Source organism: Metapseudomonas phytobenefica, from assembly GCF_043392685.1.
Taxonomy (GTDB): Bacteria; Pseudomonadota; Gammaproteobacteria; order Pseudomonadales; family Pseudomonadaceae; genus Metapseudomonas.
In genome coordinates this window covers 1-17,971 of sequence record NZ_JBHZGM010000030.1, presented here as the reverse complement: position 1 = coordinate 17,971, position 17,971 = coordinate 1, and the positions used below count along the sequence as shown (strand labels likewise).

Genomic DNA, 17,971 nt, shown 5'->3' with positions numbered 1-17,971 from the left:
AGGCTGGCTCCTGCCTGGATCAGGCGATCGACTCGCCCTGCAGCTGATCCAGCAACCCCTGGAGGAAATCCAGGCGTTCGTCCGGATCGCCCAGGGTCAGCAGATGAATCTTTTCCTTGATATGGAAGGGCAGCAGATAGGCCAGCTGGTTGGCCAGCGCCTGCTGCCCATGCACCACGCCCCCCATGCCCAGCCCCTGGACCATCGGATGCTCGGCCAGGGCATTGAGCAAGGCGGCGAGATCGGCGTGTTCCGGACGCAACGGTCGCTCGGGCTCGTCATCCAGCCATTCCACCTCGGCCAGGGTCAGCTGGTCGTGCAGCACTTCCGCCCGGCTCACATGGAAGCGCCGGCCGCCCTCCACGCGAATGCCCAGCAAACCATTGGGGCGCTGCTGCCAGTCGCGGACCAGTGCCTCGCAACCGATGGCGGCGAAACGGCTGGCGGCTTCGCCCACTTCCTGGCCTTCGAGGATGCACACCACACCGAAGCCTTCGCCTCGTTTCATGCAGCGCCCGATCATGTCCAGGTAGCGCGCCTCGAAGATCTGCAGATCCAGGGTGCAGCCGGGAAACAGCACGGTGTTGAGCGGAAACAGCGGCAGCTTCATGCATCGACCTCAAGCAATCATGGCAACGGCCAGCGGCAGCAGCACCGCGGTGGCGACGCCCATCAGGCTCATCGCCAGGGCAGCGAAGGCACCGCACTCCTCGCCTTCCTGCAACGCCCGCGCAGTACCCACTGCGTGGGCGGTGAGCCCCAGGGCCATGCCCTGGGCGGCCGGATGGCGCACCCCGCAACGGCGCAGCAGCTCCGGTCCGAGTATGGCGCCGAGCACGCCGGTGAGCAGCACGAACACCGCCGCCAGGGCCGCTACCCCGCCGAGCTGTTCGGCCACCAGCATGGCGATGGGCGAGGTCACCGACTTCGGCAACAGGGTCATCAGCACCATGCGCTCGGTGCCGAACCACCAGCCCAGCGCCGCTACCGACAGCGTAGCGAAGAGCCCGCCGAACACCAGCGTCAGCAGGGTGGGCCAGAACAGCTGGCGAATCCGCCGCAGGTTGAGGAACAGCGGCACCGCCAGCGCCACCGTGGCCGGGCCGAGGAACACCGTCAGCAGCTGGGTACTCTGGCGGTACTCCTGGTAGGTGATGCCGAACGCCAGCAATACACCGATCAGCAGCAACATGGACAGCAGCACCGGCTGCAGGAACACCCAGCGGGTCTTCTCATAGGCGGCCAGGGCCAGCTGGTAGGCCGCCAGGGTCATGCCGAAGCCGAACAGGGGGTGATGCACCACCGCCTGCACGGCGGCTTGCCAATCGAGGCTCATGCATCCTCCCCACGGCGCGCCTGGCGCTCGATGAGCTTCTGCATCAACCAGCCACAGAAGATGAAGGTGGCCAGCAGGGACAGCACCAGGACACCGACAATGGCCCAGAAGTCCGCCCAGATGGCCTGGGCATAGACCATCACGCCTACCGCCGGGGGCACCAGCAGCAGCGGCAGGTAACGCAGCAGGCTGCTGGCGGCCACGCTCAGCGGCTCGCCCACTTCGCCACGCGCCAACAGAAAGAAGAAAAGCAGCACCAGGCCGATGATGGGCCCGGGCAGCATGGACAGGAACAGGGCATTGAGCCCGCTACCGATCAGCTGGAACAGCACCAGCCAGGTCAGTCCGCGCAACAGCATGAGGTTCTCCACGGGTCAGGTCCGGCCAGGCGGGCCTCGGCCGGGACGGTGCGCATTATAGGCTTGCCCGCCGCCGCGCTATAGCCCGCCATTCGCAGGGGGCATGTCGCCTTGACCGGTCCCTTCCGGCGTGTTGATCTACGCCGTGCACGCAAGCGAGGGGCCCAGCCCCGGACCAGAAGAATTACAACACCGCATCCACGGAGGATGACGTATGGCGTATGTACCAGTAGCGGAACTGAAGAACTACGTTGGCAAGGAATTGGGCCACTCGGACTGGATCAGCATCGACCAGAACCGCATCAACCAGTTCGCCGATTGCACCGAAGACCACCAGTACATCCACGTCGACCCGGAACGCGCCAAGCAGACCCCCTTCGGTTCCACCATCGCCCATGGCTTCCTCAGCCTGTCGCTGATTCCGAAGCTGATCGACGGCCTGCTGGTCCTGCCCGAAGGGGCGAAGATGGTGGTCAACTACGGCCTCGACAGCGTGCGTTTCATCCAGCCGGTAAAGGTGGATTCCCGCGTGCGCCTGGCCGTGAAGGTCATCGACGTCAACGAGAAGAACCCCGGACAGTGGCTGATCAAGGCCCTCTGCACCCTGGAAATCGAAGGCCAGCAGAAGCCCGCCTACATCGCCGAATCCCTCAGCCTCTGTTTCGTCTGAGTTCCGGCTCGCCGCCAAAAAAGCCCGCAGCAGCGGGCTTTTTTGCGCCAAACTGAAGGGCAGATGCCAGGTAAAGGACACCCGATGAAGCCGCTTCTGCCCCTCACGCTCGCACTGCTGCTCGCGGCCTGCGGCGAAGGAGAACCCCTGACCCCGCCGGACGCCCGCCTGCCGGACGGCTCCCGTTATCGCGGCGAACTGGTCGACGGCCTGCTGCAAGGTCCGGGGCGCCTGGACTACAGCAACGGCACCTGGTTCGAGGGCCGGTTCAAGGATGGCCAGCCGGACGGCCAGGGCGAATGGCACGGCCCCAACGGGCTGGTCTACAGCGGTGAGTTCAAGGCCGGCCTGTTCCATGGCCAGGGCCGCCTCGTCTACGGCAACGGCACCAGCTACGAAGGCGGTTTCGCCCACAACCAGTTCGACGGCGAAGGCACCCTGCGCCAGGACGGCATCACCTATCGCGGCCAGTTCCGCAACGACAAGTACCAAGGCTTCGGCAGCCTCGAGTGGCCCGATGGCAGCAACTACCAGGGCCTCTTCAGTGCCGGCATGCCGGACGGCGAAGGGGTCCGCACCGACGAAGCCGGCAACCGCTTCAGCGGCCGCTTCAAGCGCGGCCAGCTCCAGGGCCTGGGTGCCTACCAGGGCGAAGACGGCTCCCATTACATCGGCGAGTTCAAGGACAGCCTGTTCGATGGCAAGGGCCGCTTCACCAGTGCCGACGGCGATGTCTGGAGCGGCCGGTTCAAGGAAGGCAACCTGGTTGGCGAAGGCGAATTCTTCGGCGCCGACGGCAGTCATTACCAGGGCCACTTCAGGCACTGGCGCTACATGGGTGAAGGCAAGCTGTCCCTGGCCGACGGCAGCCGCTACCAGGGACACTTCGACGATGGCCTCTACAGCGGCACCGGCACGCTGACACGGGCGGACGGCACGCATGAAACGGGCGTCTGGCAGAACGGCATACGCATCCGCGACGAACAGGGAAAAGCCCTGCCCGATCCCCTGGAGGTCGGTCTGCTGGCCCAGGGCGATCTGCTCCAGCAGGCCATCGAAGCCATGCCGGCCTCCACCCCGGAGGTGGAGCTCTACTCCATCAGCCTCGCCGGCGACGGCCGCCAGAGCGTGTTCCTGCGGGAAGCCGACTATGTGTCCAGGCTCCTGGCCGAACGCTTCGGCGCCCATGGCCAGATCACCCTGGTCAACCACCGCGAGCACATCGCCGACCGCCCCCTGGCCACCCGCGAAAGTCTTGCCCGGGCCATCCAGGCGGTCGCCCGGCGCAGCGGCCCGGAAGACCTGGTGTTCATCTACCTGACCAGCCACGGCTCGCCGACCCACGAACTGGCCCTGGAGCAGCCCGGCCTGCAATTGGGCCACCTGCCGGCGCAGGAACTCGCGAGCCTGCTCGCTCCTCTCAAGGACAGGTACAAGGTGCTGGTGATTTCCGCCTGTTACTCCGGCGGTTTCATTCCACCCCTGAAGGATGAGAAGACCCTGATCATGACCGCCGCCCGCTCCGATCGCGTGTCCTTCGGCTGCTCCGAAGAAAACGACTTCACCTACTTCGGCCGCGCCCTGTTCGCCGACGCCTTCAGCGAAACCGATGACCTGGAGCGCGCCTTCGGCATCGCCAGGGAAAAAGTCGCCGAGCGCGAAAAGACCGACGACTTCGAAGCGTCGGAACCGCAGATCTGGGCGCCGAAGGCCGTCACCGCCCACTGGCGAGCGTTGCGCGAACGCCAGGCGGAACAGGCCCTGACCGCGCAGAGCAGCGCGAACGCCGACAAAAGCGCGCGCAACCACTAAGCTCAGGGTGTATCAGCGGAGAAACACTATGCATCTGACGCCCCAGCACGTACTGCTCGCCGGCGCCACTGGACTGACCGGCGAGCACCTGCTCGACCGCCTGCTCAACGAACCCACGGTCGCGAGGGTCCTGGCGCCGACCCGTCGTCCTCTGGCCGAGCACCCGCACCTGCAGAATCCCGTCGGGCCCCTGGTCGAACTGCTGCCGCAGCTGGACGGCCGGATCGATGTCGCCTTCTGCTGCCTGGGCACCACCATCCGCCAGGCCGGCTCCCAGGAAGCCTTCCGCGCGGTCGACCTGGATCTGGTCCTGGCCGCCGCCCGGCGCGCCCGCGAACTGGGCGCACGGCATTTCATCGTGATCAGCGCCGTGGGCGCCAGCCAGACATCGCCGATCTTCTACAACAAGGTGAAGGGCGAAATGGAAGAGGCCCTCAAAGCCATGGACTGGCCGCAGCTGACCATCGCCCGCCCCTCTCTGCTGATGGGACCGCGCAGCGAGTTCCGCTTCGGCGAGCGACTTGCGGCGGCCGTCATGCGCTGGCTGCCGGGCAAGTACCGGGGCATCGACGTCTGCACCCTGGCCCGCGCGCTCTGGCGCCTGGCGCTGGAGGAGGACGACGGGGTCCGTATCATCGAATCGGACGAACTGCGCCGGCTGGGCCGCTGAATCCGGATTGACGCAGGCCCTCTGCCTGCACAAGGATTCAGACCTTTCAGCAGAAGGGATCGCCCATGAGTCTTGAATCGGTCCGCGCCTTCTTCGCCGGGAAGGCGCCGGAAATCGACATCATCGAACTGCATACCAGCACCGCCACCGTAGCCCTGGCCGCCGAGGCCCACGGCGTCGAGCCCGGCCGCATCGCCAAGACCCTGGCCTTCCGCGTTGGCGAAGACGCCGTGCTGGTGGTGGCCCGCGGCGATGCGCGCATCGACAACCGCAAGTTCAAGGAAACCTTCGGCACCAAGGCCAGGATGCTGGATGCCGAAACCGTGGAAGCCCTGACCAGCCACCCGGTAGGCGGCGTCTGCCCGTTCGGCCTGGCCACCCCGCTGCCGGTCTACTGCGACCGTTCCCTGCAGGCCTTCGACGAAGTGGTGCCGGCGGCCGGCGCCGTGCACAGCGCGGTACGCATCTCCCCGGACTACATGGCCGAGCTGGTGGAAGCGAATTGGGTGGATGTCTGCCAGGAGCCGGCTTGAATCACGAGCGGGAACCGCCCCTACAGGTCAGTACCCACCGCTGACACCCAGCACCACCCCCAGCTCCGCCGCCACCGCGAAGGGCAGCAGCAGCGTATCCGTCAGGGCGCTGGCCGGCAGGTCCAGGGCCGGATAGGCCGGCGGCTCGACGCCGAACCGGTCCATCGGGCAGCAGCCGCCATTGAGCGCATACCAGTCCAGGCGGGTGCCGGAATAGATGATCGGCGCCCCCGGCTTGGCGGCATTGAGGGTGCCGACGCTGGCGCAGCCCTGCAGCAGCGCCAGCGCAAGAAGGGGCGCGGCGAGCGGCTTAGTCATCGACGCCCTGATGGTGCTCGCCCCAGCGCGGCAGCATGTCCTGGGGGATATCCAGCAGGTTGAGAATGCGTGCGACCACGAAGTCCACCAGGTCATCGATGGTCTGCGGCTGGTGATAGAACCCCGGCGAGGCCGGCACGATCACCGCCCCCAGGTTGGACAGCTTGAGCATGTTCTCCAGGTGAATGCTGGAGTACGGCGCCTCGCGCGGCACCAGGATCAACTGGCGGCGCTCCTTCAGGGTCACGTCGGCGGCGCGTTCGATCAGGTTGTTGCAGGCGCCGGTGGCGATTGCCGAAAGCGTTCCGGTGGAACAGGGCACCACCACCATGGCCGCCGGCGCGCCCGAGCCGGAGGCCACCGGGGACATCCAGTCTTCCTTGCCGTAGCAGCGGATCTGCCCCGGCGCGGCGCCGGTGTATTCGCTGAGGAAGGCCTGCATGGCCTGGGGCTTGGTGGGCAGGGTCACGTCAGTCTCGGTGGCCACCACCAGATGCGCCGCCTTGGAAATCAGGAAATGCACCTCGCGGTCTTCCTGGATCAGGCAGTCCAGCAGGCGCAGGCCGTACTGGGCGCCGGAGGCGCCCGTCATGGCCAGGGTGATGCGGGAAGGTCCGGTCATCGCCAATTCCTTACACTTCGAGCGCCTTGGCCAGCTTGCCGTGCAGGCCGCCGAAACCGCCGTTGCTCATGATCACCACTTGGGTACCGGGGCGGGCCAGCGCCTTGACCTCGGCAATGATGCTCTCCAGCGAAGTGCAGACCTGCGCCGGTACCGGGCAGGCGATCGCGGTTGCGGCCAGGTCCCAGCCGAGATTCGGCGGCGCGTACCAGAACACCTGGTCGGCCAGCTTCACCGAGTCTGGCAGGCCATCGCGGTGGGCACCGAGCTTCATGGAGTTGGAGCGCGGCTCGATCACCGCCACCACGGGTGCGTCGCCCACGCGCTTGCGCAGGCCGTCGAGGGTGGTGGCGATGGCAGTGGGATGGTGGGCGAAGTCGTCGTAAATGGTCACGCCGTTGACTTCAGCCACCTTCTCCATGCGCCGCTTGACGCTCTTGAAGGCGGACAGCGCGGCGACGCCCAGCTCCGGCACCACACCCACATGGCGGGCGGCGGCCAGGGTGGCCAGGGCGTTGGCGACGTTGTGCTGGCCGGTCAGTTCCCAGTCAACGGTGCCAGCGACCGCCCCCTCGAACAGCACCTCGAAGCGCGAGCCGTCCTCGGCCAGCAGGCGCGCCTGCCATTGGCCGCCTTCGCCAGTGGTTTGTACCGGGGTCCAGCAGCCCATCTCCAGCACGCGCTTGAGGGCGGTTTCGGAAGTCGGATGGATGATCAGGCCTTCGCCGGGGATGGTCCGCACCAGATGGTGGAACTGGCGCTCGATGGCGGCAAGGTCGGGGAAGATGTCCGCGTGGTCGAATTCCAGGTTGTTGAGGATGGCGGTACGCGGACGGTAGTGGACGAACTTGGAGCGCTTGTCGAAGAAGGCGCTGTCGTACTCGTCGGCCTCCACCACGAAGAAAGGCGTGCCGCCCAGGCGCGCCGACACGCCGAAGTTCTGCGGTACGCCGCCAATCAGGAAGCCCGGGCTCATGCCGGCATGCTCCAGCACCCAGGCCAGCATGCTGGTGGTGGTGGTCTTGCCGTGGGTACCGGCCACCGCCAGCACCCAGCGCCCCTGCAGCACGTGGTCGGCCAGCCACTGCGGGCCGGAAACATAGGGCAGGCCCTTGTTCAGCACGTATTCCACGGCGGGATTGCCGCGGGACAGGGCGTTACCGACCACCACCAGGTCCGGTGCCGGCTCCAGGTGGGCGGGCTCGTACCCCTGCATCAGCTCGATTCCCTGGGCCTCCAGCTGGGTGCTCATGGGCGGGTAGACATTGGCGTCGGAGCCGGTGACACGGTGGCCAAGTTCCTTGGCCAGCACTGCCAGCGACCCCATGAAGGTGCCGCAGATGCCGAGGATGTGGATATGCATGGATGACCTCTGAAACGGGCCGCCCCGGCCCGGAAAAAACTTGTCGCAGGTTAGCACAGCGGCCCTGCCGCCCCTATTGGGCCTCCACGATTCTGTGGAAGCCCGCAGCCAGCCGCCGTTGGACCTCGGCGCCGAAGAAAAGATCGGCTGCTCAGGCTCGCCTGAATCCGTTTCACGACGCCATGACAAATGGCGCTTGCCAAGACTCCCGGATTGGCAATAGGCTGAACTGGTCTGACCGGTAATACCACAACAATGAAAAGTCTCCCTGCATCGATCCCGACCGCACGGAGACGCCGAACGGAGACCCCTGCGATGCTCTTCAAGCTCTGCACCCGCTCGATATTCCTGCAAGTCGTGATTGGCCTGGTGATTGGCGTGCTGTTCGGCGTCGGCCTCCCCGAATTCTCCTCTCAACTCAAACCCCTGGGCGATGGCTTCATCAAGCTGATCAAGATGCTCATCGCCCTCATCGTGTTCTGCGTGGTCGTCAACGGGATCTCCGGCGCCGGCGACCTGAAAAAGGTCGGCCGCATCGGCCTGAAGTCGGTGATCTACTTCGAAGTGCTGACGACCATCGCACTGGTGCTCGGCCTTGCCGTGGCCTACGGGCTGGGGCTGGGTTCCGGCGCCAACATCGACCTGTCCAGCCTGCAAAGCGGCGACGTGGCCATCTATGGGGCCGCCGACAAGCAGCTGCACGGTCCGGTGGACTTCATCATGGGCCTGATCCCCTCATCGGTGTTCAGCGCCTTTGCCGAGAACAACATCCTCCAGGTGCTGCTGTTCGCGGTGCTGTTCGGCAGCGCCCTGAACCTGGTCGGCGAACAGGCTAGCAGCGTCTCCCGGCTCATCGGCGAAATCAGCCACGTGATCTTCCGCATCATGGGCATGATCGTGCGCCTGGCGCCCCTCGGCGTATTCGGTGCCGTCGCCTTCACCACCAGCCGTTACGGGCTCGACTCGCTGAGCCACCTCGGCGCCCTGGTGGCCATGTTCTACCTGACCTGTGCGCTCTTCGTCCTGCTGGTACTGGGTGGGGTGCTGCGCCTGTGCGGCGTTCCCCTGCTGCCCTTCCTGCGCTACTTCCGCGAGGAACTGCTGATCGTCGTCGGCACCGCATCCTCCGACGCCGTGCTGCCGCAGGTAATGCGCAAGCTCGAACGCATGGGCATCCGCAGCTCCACCGTGGGCCTGGTGATCCCCACCGGTTACTCCTTCAACCTCGACGGCTTCTCCATCTACCTGACCCTGGCCGTGGTATTCATCGCCCATGCCACTGGAACGCCGCTGTCGGCGGGCGACCTGCTGACCATCCTGCTGGTCTCGCTGGTCACCTCCAAGGGTGCCCACGGCATCCCGGGCTCGGCTCTGGTGATCCTTGCCGCAACCCTCACCGCCGTGCCGGCCATCCCCGCCGCCGGCCTGGTACTGGTACTCTCCGTCGACTGGTTCATGGGCATCGGCCGGGCCCTGACCAATCTCATCGGCAATTGCGTCGCCACTGTCAGCATCGCCCGCTGGGAAAACGACATCGACATCCAGCGTGCCCAGGATGTGCTCGCCGGTGGCAAGGCCAGCCAGGACGACGGCTCCATGCAACTGCGTACGCAACTGGCACAACCAGGCAAGACGGATGCCTGACGGCGACCGGCGCCCCCGCGCGGGGCGCCGATCCGTCGAGGATTCCAACAACCAGGAGGCTCAATGTTCTCGTCATCCAAACGGGTCAACTCGATCGTGCAGAAGCTGCTCGAGCCCATCGAGCAGGGTCAGTGGGCTGCCGGCCAGATGCTGCCGGGGCAACGGGAACTGGCCGAACAGCTGGAGATCAGCCGTCCGAGCCTGCGCGAAGCCATCACGGTGCTGGAGACCCTCGGTGTGGTCCGTTCACTCCCCGGCAAGGGTGTGATGGTGCTGGAGCGCAAGGGCCAGCTCCTGGATGACGTGAAGGTGCCGGGCGCGGCCACCACCGAAGATGTGCTGCAGCTGCGCTATGCCCTGGAACCCTTCATCGCCGGCCTGGTGGCGCAGACGGTGGACGAATCGGCCCTGAGCCAGTTGCGCCTGTTGATCCTGGACATGCGCGAGGCGGTGGAGGATCGCAACCCCACGATGCTGGCGAGCGTCTACTCGGCATTTCACCGCAAGCTGGTGGCGATCACCTCCAACCCCATTTTCCTCAGTGTTTCCCAGCAGATCGGCACGGCCCTGGAGCAGAGCGAAGGAAAGATCCTGCACAGCCCCGAGCATGCCGAACAGGTACTCGAGGAACACGAGACCATCCTGCGCGCCATTCGCCGCCACGACAGCGAGCAGGCCAGCCGGGCCATGCGCCAGCACATTCTCAATGAGGGCGTGCGGATGAACATCGACCTGCGCCTGCCAGAGACCTGACACGACGCGCGACTGCGCGCCGGATTCTCCCAACGGCCCCGGAAGGGGCCACCCAGTCGACACTTCACGCGATGCGAGGTGGGACCATGCACAACATCGAAATCACTGCCGGCCACAGCATGACGGGCAGCGCCGCCCCGGGCCATTCGCGCGCCCCCGGACATCAGGTCTACGAAGCCCTCTACACGGCGATCCTCGACCGCCGCCTGGCGCCCAGCACCCGGCTCAGCAAGGAGACCCTCGGGCGGATCTTCAGCGTCAGCACCGGTACCGTCCAGCGCGCCCTCAACCGTCTGGCCGAAGAAGGCGCCGTAGAACTGGCGCCGAACCAGGTAGCGTCCATCGCCCGCCCCAGCGAGCGGCATGCGCGTGAAATCCTCGAAGCTCGCCTGACGATCGAGAGCCGGGTCATCCGCCTGCTCGGCAACCGCCTCACACGGGAGCAACTGGCCGAATTGCGCGCCCTGGTCGACGGTCAGCGGCAGTGTCTGGCAAGCGGAGACCATGCCGGTCTGCTCAACCAGAGCAACCGGTTCCACCTCCGGCTGGCCGAGCATGCCGGCAACCCCTGGCTGGTGGAATTCCTCTCCAGGCTGCTGCCCCGCGCCGCGCTGAACATCTCACTGAGCCGCAGCCGGGCCTATACCGAAGCGTCCTGCGACGAACACCAGGCCCTGCTCAATGCCCTGGCCGAAGGCGATACGGATCAGGCCTGCGAACTCATGGCCCGGCACCTGAACGGACTGTTCTCCAGGTTGCGTTTCACCCCGCCGCCCACCGAGGACCTGCGGGCCGCCTTCCACGGCAGGCTGGAGCAGATTCCGCGCCCAACCAGGCGGCGTTAGGGGCGCTTCCCGCGCACCGCCTCGAAGAAGGCCTCGATGATGCGCCGGGAACCCTGCTCCCGCAGGCATACCAGGGTTTCGGTCATGCGCTGCAGGCAATCGCGGATCGGCAGCACATGGACGTTGGCACTGGCACCCACTTCCGCCGCCGACACCAGGCCGACGCCAAGCCCGGCGGCGACCATCTCGAAGGTGGCCTCGCGGCCTTCCACTTCGATGGCCGGGCGGATGGCGATGCCGGCCCGGCGCATCTCCTCTTCGAGGATCTGCCGGGTCATCGAGCCGCGCTCGCGCAGCACCATCGGCATGTTTCCCAGGTCGGCGAGGACGATAGAGTCCCGCGTAGCCCAGGGGTGCGAATGGGCGACAAAGGCCACCAGCGGGTCACTGCTCAGCACGTGTGTGATCAGGCTGTCGTCTTCCACCACCCGACCGAGCAGCGCGAAGTCCGCCTTGTATTCCTGCAGCCGGCGCAGGCACTCGTCGCTGTTGCCGGTGACCAGGCTCACACGGATGCCCGGGTAACGCTCGCAGAAGCGCGCGATATACCCCAGCAGATGCACCGGAGAATCCACCGCCAGGGTCAGGCTGCCGGTTTCCAGAGCGCGTGAGGTGGACAAAAGCTCCTCGGCTTCGGCCTCGGCGGCGAACAACCGCTGGGTGATGGCCAGAAGCCGCTCGCCCAGGTCGGTCAGTTGCACCGAGCGCTTGTTGCGGTTGAACAACAGGATGCCGAAGCGTTCCTCCAGCTTGCGCACCTGGTCGGAAACCGCCGGCTGACTGAGGAACAGCGCCTCGGCCGCGCGGGTGAAATTGCCGTGCACCGCCACCGCGTGGAAGGCCTTGAGCTGTGCCTGGGAAACCGTCATCGGCCTGTGCCTCTACAAATAAGCCCAACTTATATTTGAAATACTATAAATCGATTTTTTTTATTTTTAGGGAATTGGTTCTATCTCTCCATCGCAACGCGCACTCACCAGAAGAACGCCGGAGACGACCATGACCAAAGCCGAATTCCCCACCAACACCCAACCGCTGGCGGCCCCCGCCCTCGGCGAACCCTACCTGCTCACCCCCGGTCCGCTGACCACGTCCAAGGCCACCAAGGAAGCCATGCTGCGTGACTGGGGCTCGTGGGACGGCGCATTCAACCTGGTCACCGCCGAAGTGCGCCAGGAACTGCTTTCCATGGCCGGCGTGCAGGACGACAGCTTCGCCTGCGTCCCCTTGCAGGGCAGCGGCAGCTTCTCGGTGGAAGCCGCCCTGGCCACCGCCATCCCCCGCGACGGCAAGTGCCTGATCCTGATGAACGGTGCCTACGGCCAGCGCGCCGCCAAGACCCTGGACTACCTCGGCCGCGCCTACATCACTCTGGACAAGGGCGACTACCTGCCGCCGCAGCCCGACGAAGTGGACGTCCTGCTGAAGGCCAATCCGGACGTCACCAACGTCTTCCTGGTCCACTGCGAAACCAGCTCCGGCATCCTCAACCCGCTGCGCGCAATCGCCGACGTGGTGAAGGCCCACGGCAAGAGCCTGATCGTCGACGCCATGAGCTCCTTCGGCGCCGTGCCGCTGACCGTGAATGAAATCGCCTTCGACGTGCTGGTGTCGTCCGCCAACAAATGCATCGAAGGCATCCCCGGCTTCGGCTTCGTGATCATCCGCCGCTCGGTGCTGGAAGCCGCCAAGGGCCGCGCCCACTCCCTGGCCCTGGATATCTACGAGCAATGGCTCTACATGGAGCGCACCGGCCAGTGGCGCTTCACCCCGCCGACCCACAGCGTGGTGGCCTTCCGCGCGGCGCTGGAACAGCACGCCGCCGAGGGTGGCGTGGCAGGCCGCCTGGCACGCTACAGCCACAACCGCGACGTGCTGGTGGCCGGCATGCGCGAGATCGGCTTCAAGACCCTGCTGGAAGACCAGTGGCTGTCGCCGATCATCACCACCTTCTTCAGTCCGGAGCATCCGAACTTCGAGTTCAAGCGCTTCTACGAGGAGCTGAAGGCCCGCAATTTCATCATTTACCCCGGGAAGCTGACCCAGGCCGAGAGTTTCCGCATCGGCTGCATCGGGCAGATCGACGAGCACGTCGTTCGCCAGCTGCTGCGCGCCATCACCGACACCCTGGAGGTGATGGGCGTGGACATGCAGTAACCCAGCGCCAAAACGGTCTGCCTGAGTCGAGAGGCAAACCCATTCAAGGTCACCCACCGTCCTTGGACGGCTCCCGCTGCGGGTAGCGGAAGTGTGGTGCGGTGACCTTTTTCTGAAACAAATCCTTAGTAAACCGATCGCTCGGAGACGCCGGGCAGGGGGCCTCGGTAACGCAGAACCTTATCCATCCGCCTGACGCCACGGCCGCTGCCATCTGACCAAGGTCGTGCGTTTAGACAGCCCAGCAGCAAAACAACAACAACTTTCCCATGTGCACTGTCCGGCATACCCATACGGGGTCAGAACCATGAACAACAATGCAGGTGCCTTCGCAAGCGGCTGGAAATCCCTCCAGCGCTGGCGCGTCCAGATTTTCCTCATCACCTGGCTGGCTTACGCGGCCTTCTACTTCACCCGGAAAGCCTTCTCCGTCGCCAAGCTCGGCATTGGCGAAGACCCGGGGTTCGAACTCGACAAGGCCGCGATGGCCAACCTCGACGCCCTCTACCTCGCCGCCTACGCGGTGGGCCAGTTCACCTGGGGCATCTTCGCCGACCGCTTCGGCCCACGCGTGGTGGTGCTTGGCGGCCTGGTGATCTCCGCCCTGGCAGCGCTCGCCATGGGCACCTTCGCCACCTTGCCGATCTTCGCCACCTGCATGGTGGTCCAGGGCCTGGCGCAGTCCACCGGCTGGTCGGGGTTGTGCAAGAACATCGGCAGCTTCTTCGCCACCCGCGAACGCGGCCGTGTGCTGGGCTACTGGAGCACCTGCTACGCCTTCGGCGGCCTGGTGGCCACGCCCTTCGCCGGCTGGTGGGCCTATGACGTGTTCCACGACTGGCGCATGGCGTTCATTTCTTCCGCCCTGGTGGTGGGTGCCGTCGCCGTGCTGTTCTTCTTCCTGCAGCGCAATAAGCCGGAAGACGTGGGCCACGCCCCGATTGAAGTGGAAGCCACCAGCAGCGGCCCGCGTGAAGGTCACTGGGATGCACTGCGCAAGGTGATGCGCAACCGCACCGTGCTGGTCCTGGGCCTGGCCTACTTCCTGCTCAAGCCCGCTCGCTACGCCATCCTCCTGTGGGGCCCGGTGATCGTCTACGAACGCATGCCCGCCATCGGCAAGGTCGCGTCGGCCATCGTCCCCACCGCCTTCGAGCTGGCCGGTCTGGTGGGCCCGATCCTCATCGGCATCGCTTCGGACAAGCTCTTCGGCGCCCGCCGCATGCCGGCCTGCGTGTTCAGCCTGGTCGCCCTCACCGCCTGCCTGGCGCTGTTCGTCCCGGCCATGCAGAGCGGCAGCCTGTACCTGGTGGTCGGCCTGCTGTTCATGATGGGCATCACCCTCTACGGGCCGGACTCGATGATCAGCAGCTCCGCCGCCATCGACTTCGGCACCCAGGAAGCCGCCGGCACCGCCGCGGGCTTCGTCAACGGCTGCGGCTCGGTAGGCGCCATCCTCGGAGGTCTGCTGCCGGGCTACTTCGACACGACCACGGTGTTCCTGGTGTTCACCGGCGCTGCGCTGCTGGCCAGCCTGATGCTGGTGCCCTTCTGGAACAGCCGCCCGCAACCCCTGAAAACGCCGGACAACCTCCCGGCCAACGGTCAACCGGCCATCGCCGGGGCCAGAACCTGAATGCCCTTACATAACCTGCCATCCGCTGGAGTCCTCACCATGCATTACAAGCAACCCACTCAACTGAAAGCCGCGATCCTCGACTGGGCCGGTACCGTCGTCGACTTCGGTTCCTTCGCGCCGACCCAGATCTTCGTCGAGGCCTTCGCCGAGTTCGGCGTCGCCGTCTCCCTGGAAGAAGCCCGCGGCCCGATGGGCATGGGCAAGTGGGACCACATCCGCACCCTCTGCGACGTGCCGGCCATCGCCGAGCGTTATCGCGCCGCCTTCGGCCGCCTGCCCACCGACGATGACGTCACCGCCATCTACGAGCGCTTCATGCCGCTGCAGATCGAGAAGATCGGCCTGCACTCGGCGCTGATCCCCGGTGCCCTCGACACCATCGCCAGCCTGCGCAGCAAGGGCCTGAAGATCGGCACCTGCTCCGGCTACCCGGCGGTGGTAATGGCCAAGGTGGTGGAACTGGCCCGCGAGAACGGCTACACCCCGGACCACGTGGTGGCCACCGACGAAGTGCCCAACGGCCGCCCGCACCCGGCCCAGGCCCTGGCCAACGTGATCGCCCTGGGCATCGACGACGTGGCCGCCTGCGTGAAGGTGGATGACACTTGGCCGGGCATCCTCGAAGGCCGCAGCGCCGGCATGTGGACCGTGGCCCTGACCTGCTCGGGCAACGCACTGGGCCTGACCTGGGAGCAGTTCAAGGCGCTGCCCAAAGACAAGCTGGACCAGGAGCGCGCGCGCATCGGCCAGATGTTCGAAGGCTCCCGCCCGCACTACCTGATCGACACCATCGCCGACCTGCCGGATGTGATCGACGACATCAACAAACGCCTGGCCCGCGGCGAAACCCCGCAAGGCGCCTGACTGGAACCGGGGTCTGCCGTCGGCCCCTCCCCGGCGGGCAGGGATGCCCGCACCTGCAACGCAAAAGCCCGGCCCCTTTTCAGGGGCCGGGCTTTTCTGATTCTGTGGGGGCGAACTCATTCGCGAATGAATTCGCCCCCACAGGGGTGCGGTGAATCTCGTTACCCCCGCGTTGCGATGGCGTGCTTGCGCAGCTTGCGGTACAGGGTGTTGCGGCTGATGCCGAGCTGTTCGGCGGTGCGGGTCATGTGCCAGCGCTGGCTCTCCAGCGCATTCAGCAATGCCGTGCGCTCGGCGTCGTCCAACGGGCTGGCCACGGGCTCCGGGGCTGAGGGCCTGGGCGCTGCGCGCAGCACTTCGCGGGGCAGGTCGGACAGGCGGATGATGCCGTCCTCGCACAATGCCGCCAGGGTACGCAGCACGTTGCGCATCTGCCGCACGTTGCCCGGCCAGTGGTAATCCAGCAGCACCTGGCGTGCCTCTTCGGTGAGCACGACGCGCATCCCCCGCGCCTCTTCGGCCAGCAGGTAGTGCAGCAGCTCCGGCTTGTCGCTGCGCTCACGCAGGGGCGGCAGGTCGAGGATCAGGCCGTTGAGGCGGTAGAACAGGTCCTCGCGGAAGCCGCCGCTCTGCACCCGTTCTTCCAGTGCACGGTGGGTAGCACTGATGATGCGCACGTCCACCGGCAGCGGCTCGCCGCCGATGGGCACTACCTGGCGCTCCTCCAGCACCCGCAGCAGGCGGGTCTGCAGCGCCAGCGGCATGTCGCCGATCTCGTCGAGGAACAGGGTGCCGCCGTCAGCCTGCTGCAGCTTGCCGCGCATGCCTTCCTTGCGCGCACCGGTGAAGCTGCCGCCGCGATAGCCGAACAGCTCGCTCTCGATCAGGGTTTCCGGAATGGCCGCGCAGTTCAACGCCACGAAGGGCCGTTCGGCGCGGGAGCTGGCCTGATGCAGGGCGCGGGCGAAGGCTTCCTTGCCGGAACCAGTTTCGCCATTGATCAGCAGCGGCACGTCCCGTTCGTACACGCGCAGGGCGCGGCGGAAGTCGTTCTGCAGTGCTGCATCGCCCAGGCAGATGCCGGGGCGCGCCACTTTCGGCGGTTCCGGCGGAATCGGTTGCAGTACGCTGCGAGGCTGGCCGCGCAGGGCGGCGAACAGGGAGCGGCCATTGCGTGTGCGCAGCGGCCAGCTGGTCACCGGTTGCGGCGTGGCGCGGCCCAGGAGATCGTCCAGGCGGCAATCGAAGAAAGCTTCCACCGGCTGGCCGATGAGCCGCTCGCGAGGCAGGCCCAGCAGGTTGATCGCACTCTGGTTGACCGCACTGATCCGCCCTTCCCCGTCGAACGCCAGCAGGCCCTCGCTGAACAGACCGATGTACTCGGCCTGCAGGTGGAAGCGCAGCAGCCATTCGCCTTCGAAGCGGCGCAGGAAATAGCAGCTCTCGATCATCTTGGCCGAGAGGTTGACCAGCGCCATGGTGTGGAACTGGCTCTGGCGCGAAACATCGTGTCGCGCGGATGACACATCGAGCACCGCCATCAGGTCGCCCTGGGGATCGAACACCGGGCTGGCAGAACAGGTGAGGCCGGTGTGGCGGCTGCGGAAATGCTCGTCCTGGTGAATGGTCAGCGCCTGACGCTCCACCACGCAGGTGCCGATGCCATTGGTGCCCTCGCTGGCCTCGCTCCAGTCGGCGCCGAGCCAGAGCCCGGCGCGCTCGAAGGTGGGGCGCTCGGCATGGGCGGTCACGCAGTTGAGGATCACCCCGCGCGAATCGGTCAGCAGCACGGCATGGCCGGCCCCGGAGAGCTGGCGGTAGAGGTTGTTCATCTCGCCATTGGCCACCTCCAGCACCTGCTGCATGCGCTCGCGGCATTCGAGCATGCGCCCGTGCTCCAGCACCGTGGGCGCCACCGCCCGGGCTGGATCGAGGTGGTAGTCCTCCAGGCAACGCAGCCAGGAGCGAGCGATGGACGGGTCGGCTGCCGGCCCGCTGGCCTGCGCCTTCCCCTGTGCCAGGGTCATCACCTGTTGGGCGTGACGACTGAGAGGATTCTGCATTGTTGTTCTTCTCCAGTGCGGGCTTCCCGGGAGGCAGCCCTGGCCGTCGAACGGCACCCGCATCGACGCAGCATCCCCTAGCGCAGGTACCTTTGCAATGGCCGCCGGACCCGCTGGTCAGCCGCTGTGCCAGATACGTGACAGAGTGTCACTCTCAGTTGTGCCAGGCCTGCCACAGCCCTTGCCACGGAGGCACGCGATGCTGTCGCCAAACCGCTCTGGAAAGGCATTTCCGGCACTCTGGCCCAACCCTTGCTCCAGTAGGAACAAAGGCCAACCGCGTCTTTGCAACTACAACAAGAGACAGGAGAAACACCATGCGT

The 17,971-nt window shown here is 66.1% G+C and carries 18 protein-coding genes; 10 read left to right on the top strand and 8 right to left on the bottom strand.

Going from position 1 to position 17,971, the window contains the following annotated elements:
- Positions 1–19: 19 nt before the first annotated feature.
- Genes ACFW0B_RS20525 through ACFW0B_RS20515 form a run of 3 tightly spaced genes read right to left on the bottom strand, consistent with a single transcriptional unit; the run spans position 20 to position 1,695 of the window.
- Positions 20–610 (bottom strand): LON peptidase substrate-binding domain-containing protein, encoded by a 591-nt coding sequence (locus ACFW0B_RS20525; protein ID WP_449150825.1) that lies wholly within the window; start codon positions 608–610, stop codon positions 20–22.
- 9 nt (positions 611–619) lie between these two features.
- Positions 620–1,336, bottom strand: coding sequence for an LrgB family protein (locus tag ACFW0B_RS20520; protein WP_449150824.1), 717 nt, complete (start codon positions 1,334–1,336; stop codon positions 620–622).
- Positions 1,333–1,695, bottom strand: a complete 363-nt coding sequence (locus ACFW0B_RS20515) for a CidA/LrgA family protein (RefSeq protein ID WP_449150823.1) — start codon at positions 1,693–1,695, stop codon at positions 1,333–1,335. Before ACFW0B_RS20515 ends, ACFW0B_RS20520 begins: the two co-directional genes overlap by 4 nt.
- A gap of 214 nt (positions 1,696–1,909) precedes the next feature.
- Here ACFW0B_RS20515 and ACFW0B_RS20510 point away from each other — a divergent pair, with 214 nt between their 5' ends.
- The 4 genes from ACFW0B_RS20510 to ACFW0B_RS20495 all read left to right on the top strand — a co-directional run bounded on the left by ACFW0B_RS20510 (position 1,910) and on the right by ACFW0B_RS20495 (position 5,380).
- Positions 1,910–2,365, top strand: coding sequence for a MaoC family dehydratase (locus tag ACFW0B_RS20510; protein ID WP_449150822.1), 456 nt, complete (start codon positions 1,910–1,912; stop codon positions 2,363–2,365).
- An 84-nt stretch (positions 2,366–2,449) separates the two neighbouring features.
- Positions 2,450–4,177, top strand: a complete 1,728-nt coding sequence (locus tag ACFW0B_RS20505; protein ID WP_449150821.1) for a C13 family peptidase — start codon at positions 2,450–2,452, stop codon at positions 4,175–4,177.
- Positions 4,178–4,205: 28 nt separating this feature from the next.
- Positions 4,206–4,847, top strand: a complete 642-nt coding sequence (locus ACFW0B_RS20500; RefSeq protein WP_449150820.1) for an oxidoreductase — start codon at positions 4,206–4,208, stop codon at positions 4,845–4,847.
- Between the two features lie 65 nt (positions 4,848–4,912).
- Entirely contained in the window at positions 4,913–5,380 is a 468-nt protein-coding gene (locus ACFW0B_RS20495) for a YbaK/EbsC family protein (protein WP_449150819.1), read from the top strand.
- 27 nt (positions 5,381–5,407) lie between these two features.
- Here the strand turns inward: ACFW0B_RS20495 and ACFW0B_RS20490 are convergent, their stop codons facing one another.
- From ACFW0B_RS20490 to mpl, 3 genes are read right to left on the bottom strand one after another with little or no spacing between them, the layout of a single operon-like run.
- Entirely contained in the window at positions 5,408–5,698 is a 291-nt protein-coding gene (locus ACFW0B_RS20490; RefSeq protein ID WP_449150818.1) for a YceK/YidQ family lipoprotein, read from the bottom strand.
- Positions 5,691–6,320: a flavin prenyltransferase UbiX gene (ubiX, locus tag ACFW0B_RS20485; RefSeq protein ID WP_449150817.1), complete on the bottom strand. Its 630-nt coding sequence runs from the start codon at positions 6,318–6,320 to the stop codon at positions 5,691–5,693. The genes ACFW0B_RS20490 and ubiX overlap by 8 nt, the downstream gene beginning before the upstream one ends.
- Positions 6,321–6,330: 10 nt before the next feature.
- Complete coding sequence (mpl, locus tag ACFW0B_RS20480) at positions 6,331–7,683, bottom strand: UDP-N-acetylmuramate:L-alanyl-gamma-D-glutamyl-meso-diaminopimelate ligase (protein WP_449150816.1); 1,353 nt, start codon at positions 7,681–7,683, stop codon at positions 6,331–6,333.
- 315 nt (positions 7,684–7,998) lie between these two features.
- On the opposite strand from mpl, the gene ACFW0B_RS20475 reads away from it, so the two are divergent.
- The 3 genes from ACFW0B_RS20475 (at position 7,999) to ACFW0B_RS20465 (ending at position 10,925) form a co-directional block, all read left to right on the top strand.
- A complete protein-coding gene (locus ACFW0B_RS20475) occupies positions 7,999–9,327 on the top strand; it encodes a C4-dicarboxylate transporter DctA (protein ID WP_449150815.1) in 1,329 nt (442 codons plus the stop codon).
- Between the two features lie 63 nt (positions 9,328–9,390).
- Positions 9,391–10,080, top strand: coding sequence for a FadR/GntR family transcriptional regulator (locus ACFW0B_RS20470; RefSeq protein WP_449150814.1), 690 nt, complete (start codon positions 9,391–9,393; stop codon positions 10,078–10,080).
- 119 nt (positions 10,081–10,199) lie between these two features.
- Positions 10,200–10,925 (top strand): GntR family transcriptional regulator, encoded by a 726-nt coding sequence (locus ACFW0B_RS20465; protein ID WP_449150866.1) that lies wholly within the window; start codon positions 10,200–10,202, stop codon positions 10,923–10,925.
- Here ACFW0B_RS20465 and ACFW0B_RS20460 read toward each other — a convergent pair.
- Positions 10,922–11,794 carry a LysR substrate-binding domain-containing protein gene (locus ACFW0B_RS20460; RefSeq protein ID WP_449150813.1) on the bottom strand — a complete coding sequence of 291 codons (873 nt, stop codon included), beginning with the start codon at positions 11,792–11,794 and terminating at the stop codon, positions 10,922–10,924. The two genes, ACFW0B_RS20465 and ACFW0B_RS20460, sit on opposite strands and share 4 nt — an antisense overlap.
- Positions 11,795–11,924: 130 nt before the next feature.
- Between ACFW0B_RS20460 and ACFW0B_RS20455 the strand changes: the two genes are divergently transcribed.
- The 3 genes from ACFW0B_RS20455 (at position 11,925) to phnX (ending at position 15,585) form a co-directional block, all read left to right on the top strand.
- Positions 11,925–13,082: a 2-aminoethylphosphonate--pyruvate transaminase gene (locus tag ACFW0B_RS20455; protein ID WP_449150812.1), complete on the top strand. Its 1,158-nt coding sequence runs from the start codon at positions 11,925–11,927 to the stop codon at positions 13,080–13,082.
- A gap of 307 nt (positions 13,083–13,389) precedes the next feature.
- Positions 13,390–14,718 (top strand): MFS transporter, encoded by a 1,329-nt coding sequence (locus ACFW0B_RS20450; protein ID WP_449150811.1) that lies wholly within the window; start codon positions 13,390–13,392, stop codon positions 14,716–14,718.
- A 39-nt stretch (positions 14,719–14,757) separates the two neighbouring features.
- On the top strand, positions 14,758–15,585 hold the full coding sequence (gene phnX / locus ACFW0B_RS20445) for a phosphonoacetaldehyde hydrolase (protein WP_449150810.1): 828 nt from the start codon (positions 14,758–14,760) through the stop codon (positions 15,583–15,585).
- Positions 15,586–15,746: 161 nt separating this feature from the next.
- Here phnX and ACFW0B_RS20440 read toward each other — a convergent pair whose 3' ends face one another.
- Positions 15,747–17,648: a sigma-54-dependent Fis family transcriptional regulator gene (locus ACFW0B_RS20440; RefSeq protein WP_449150809.1), complete on the bottom strand. Its 1,902-nt coding sequence runs from the start codon at positions 17,646–17,648 to the stop codon at positions 15,747–15,749.
- Positions 17,649–17,971: the final 323 nt, after the last annotated feature.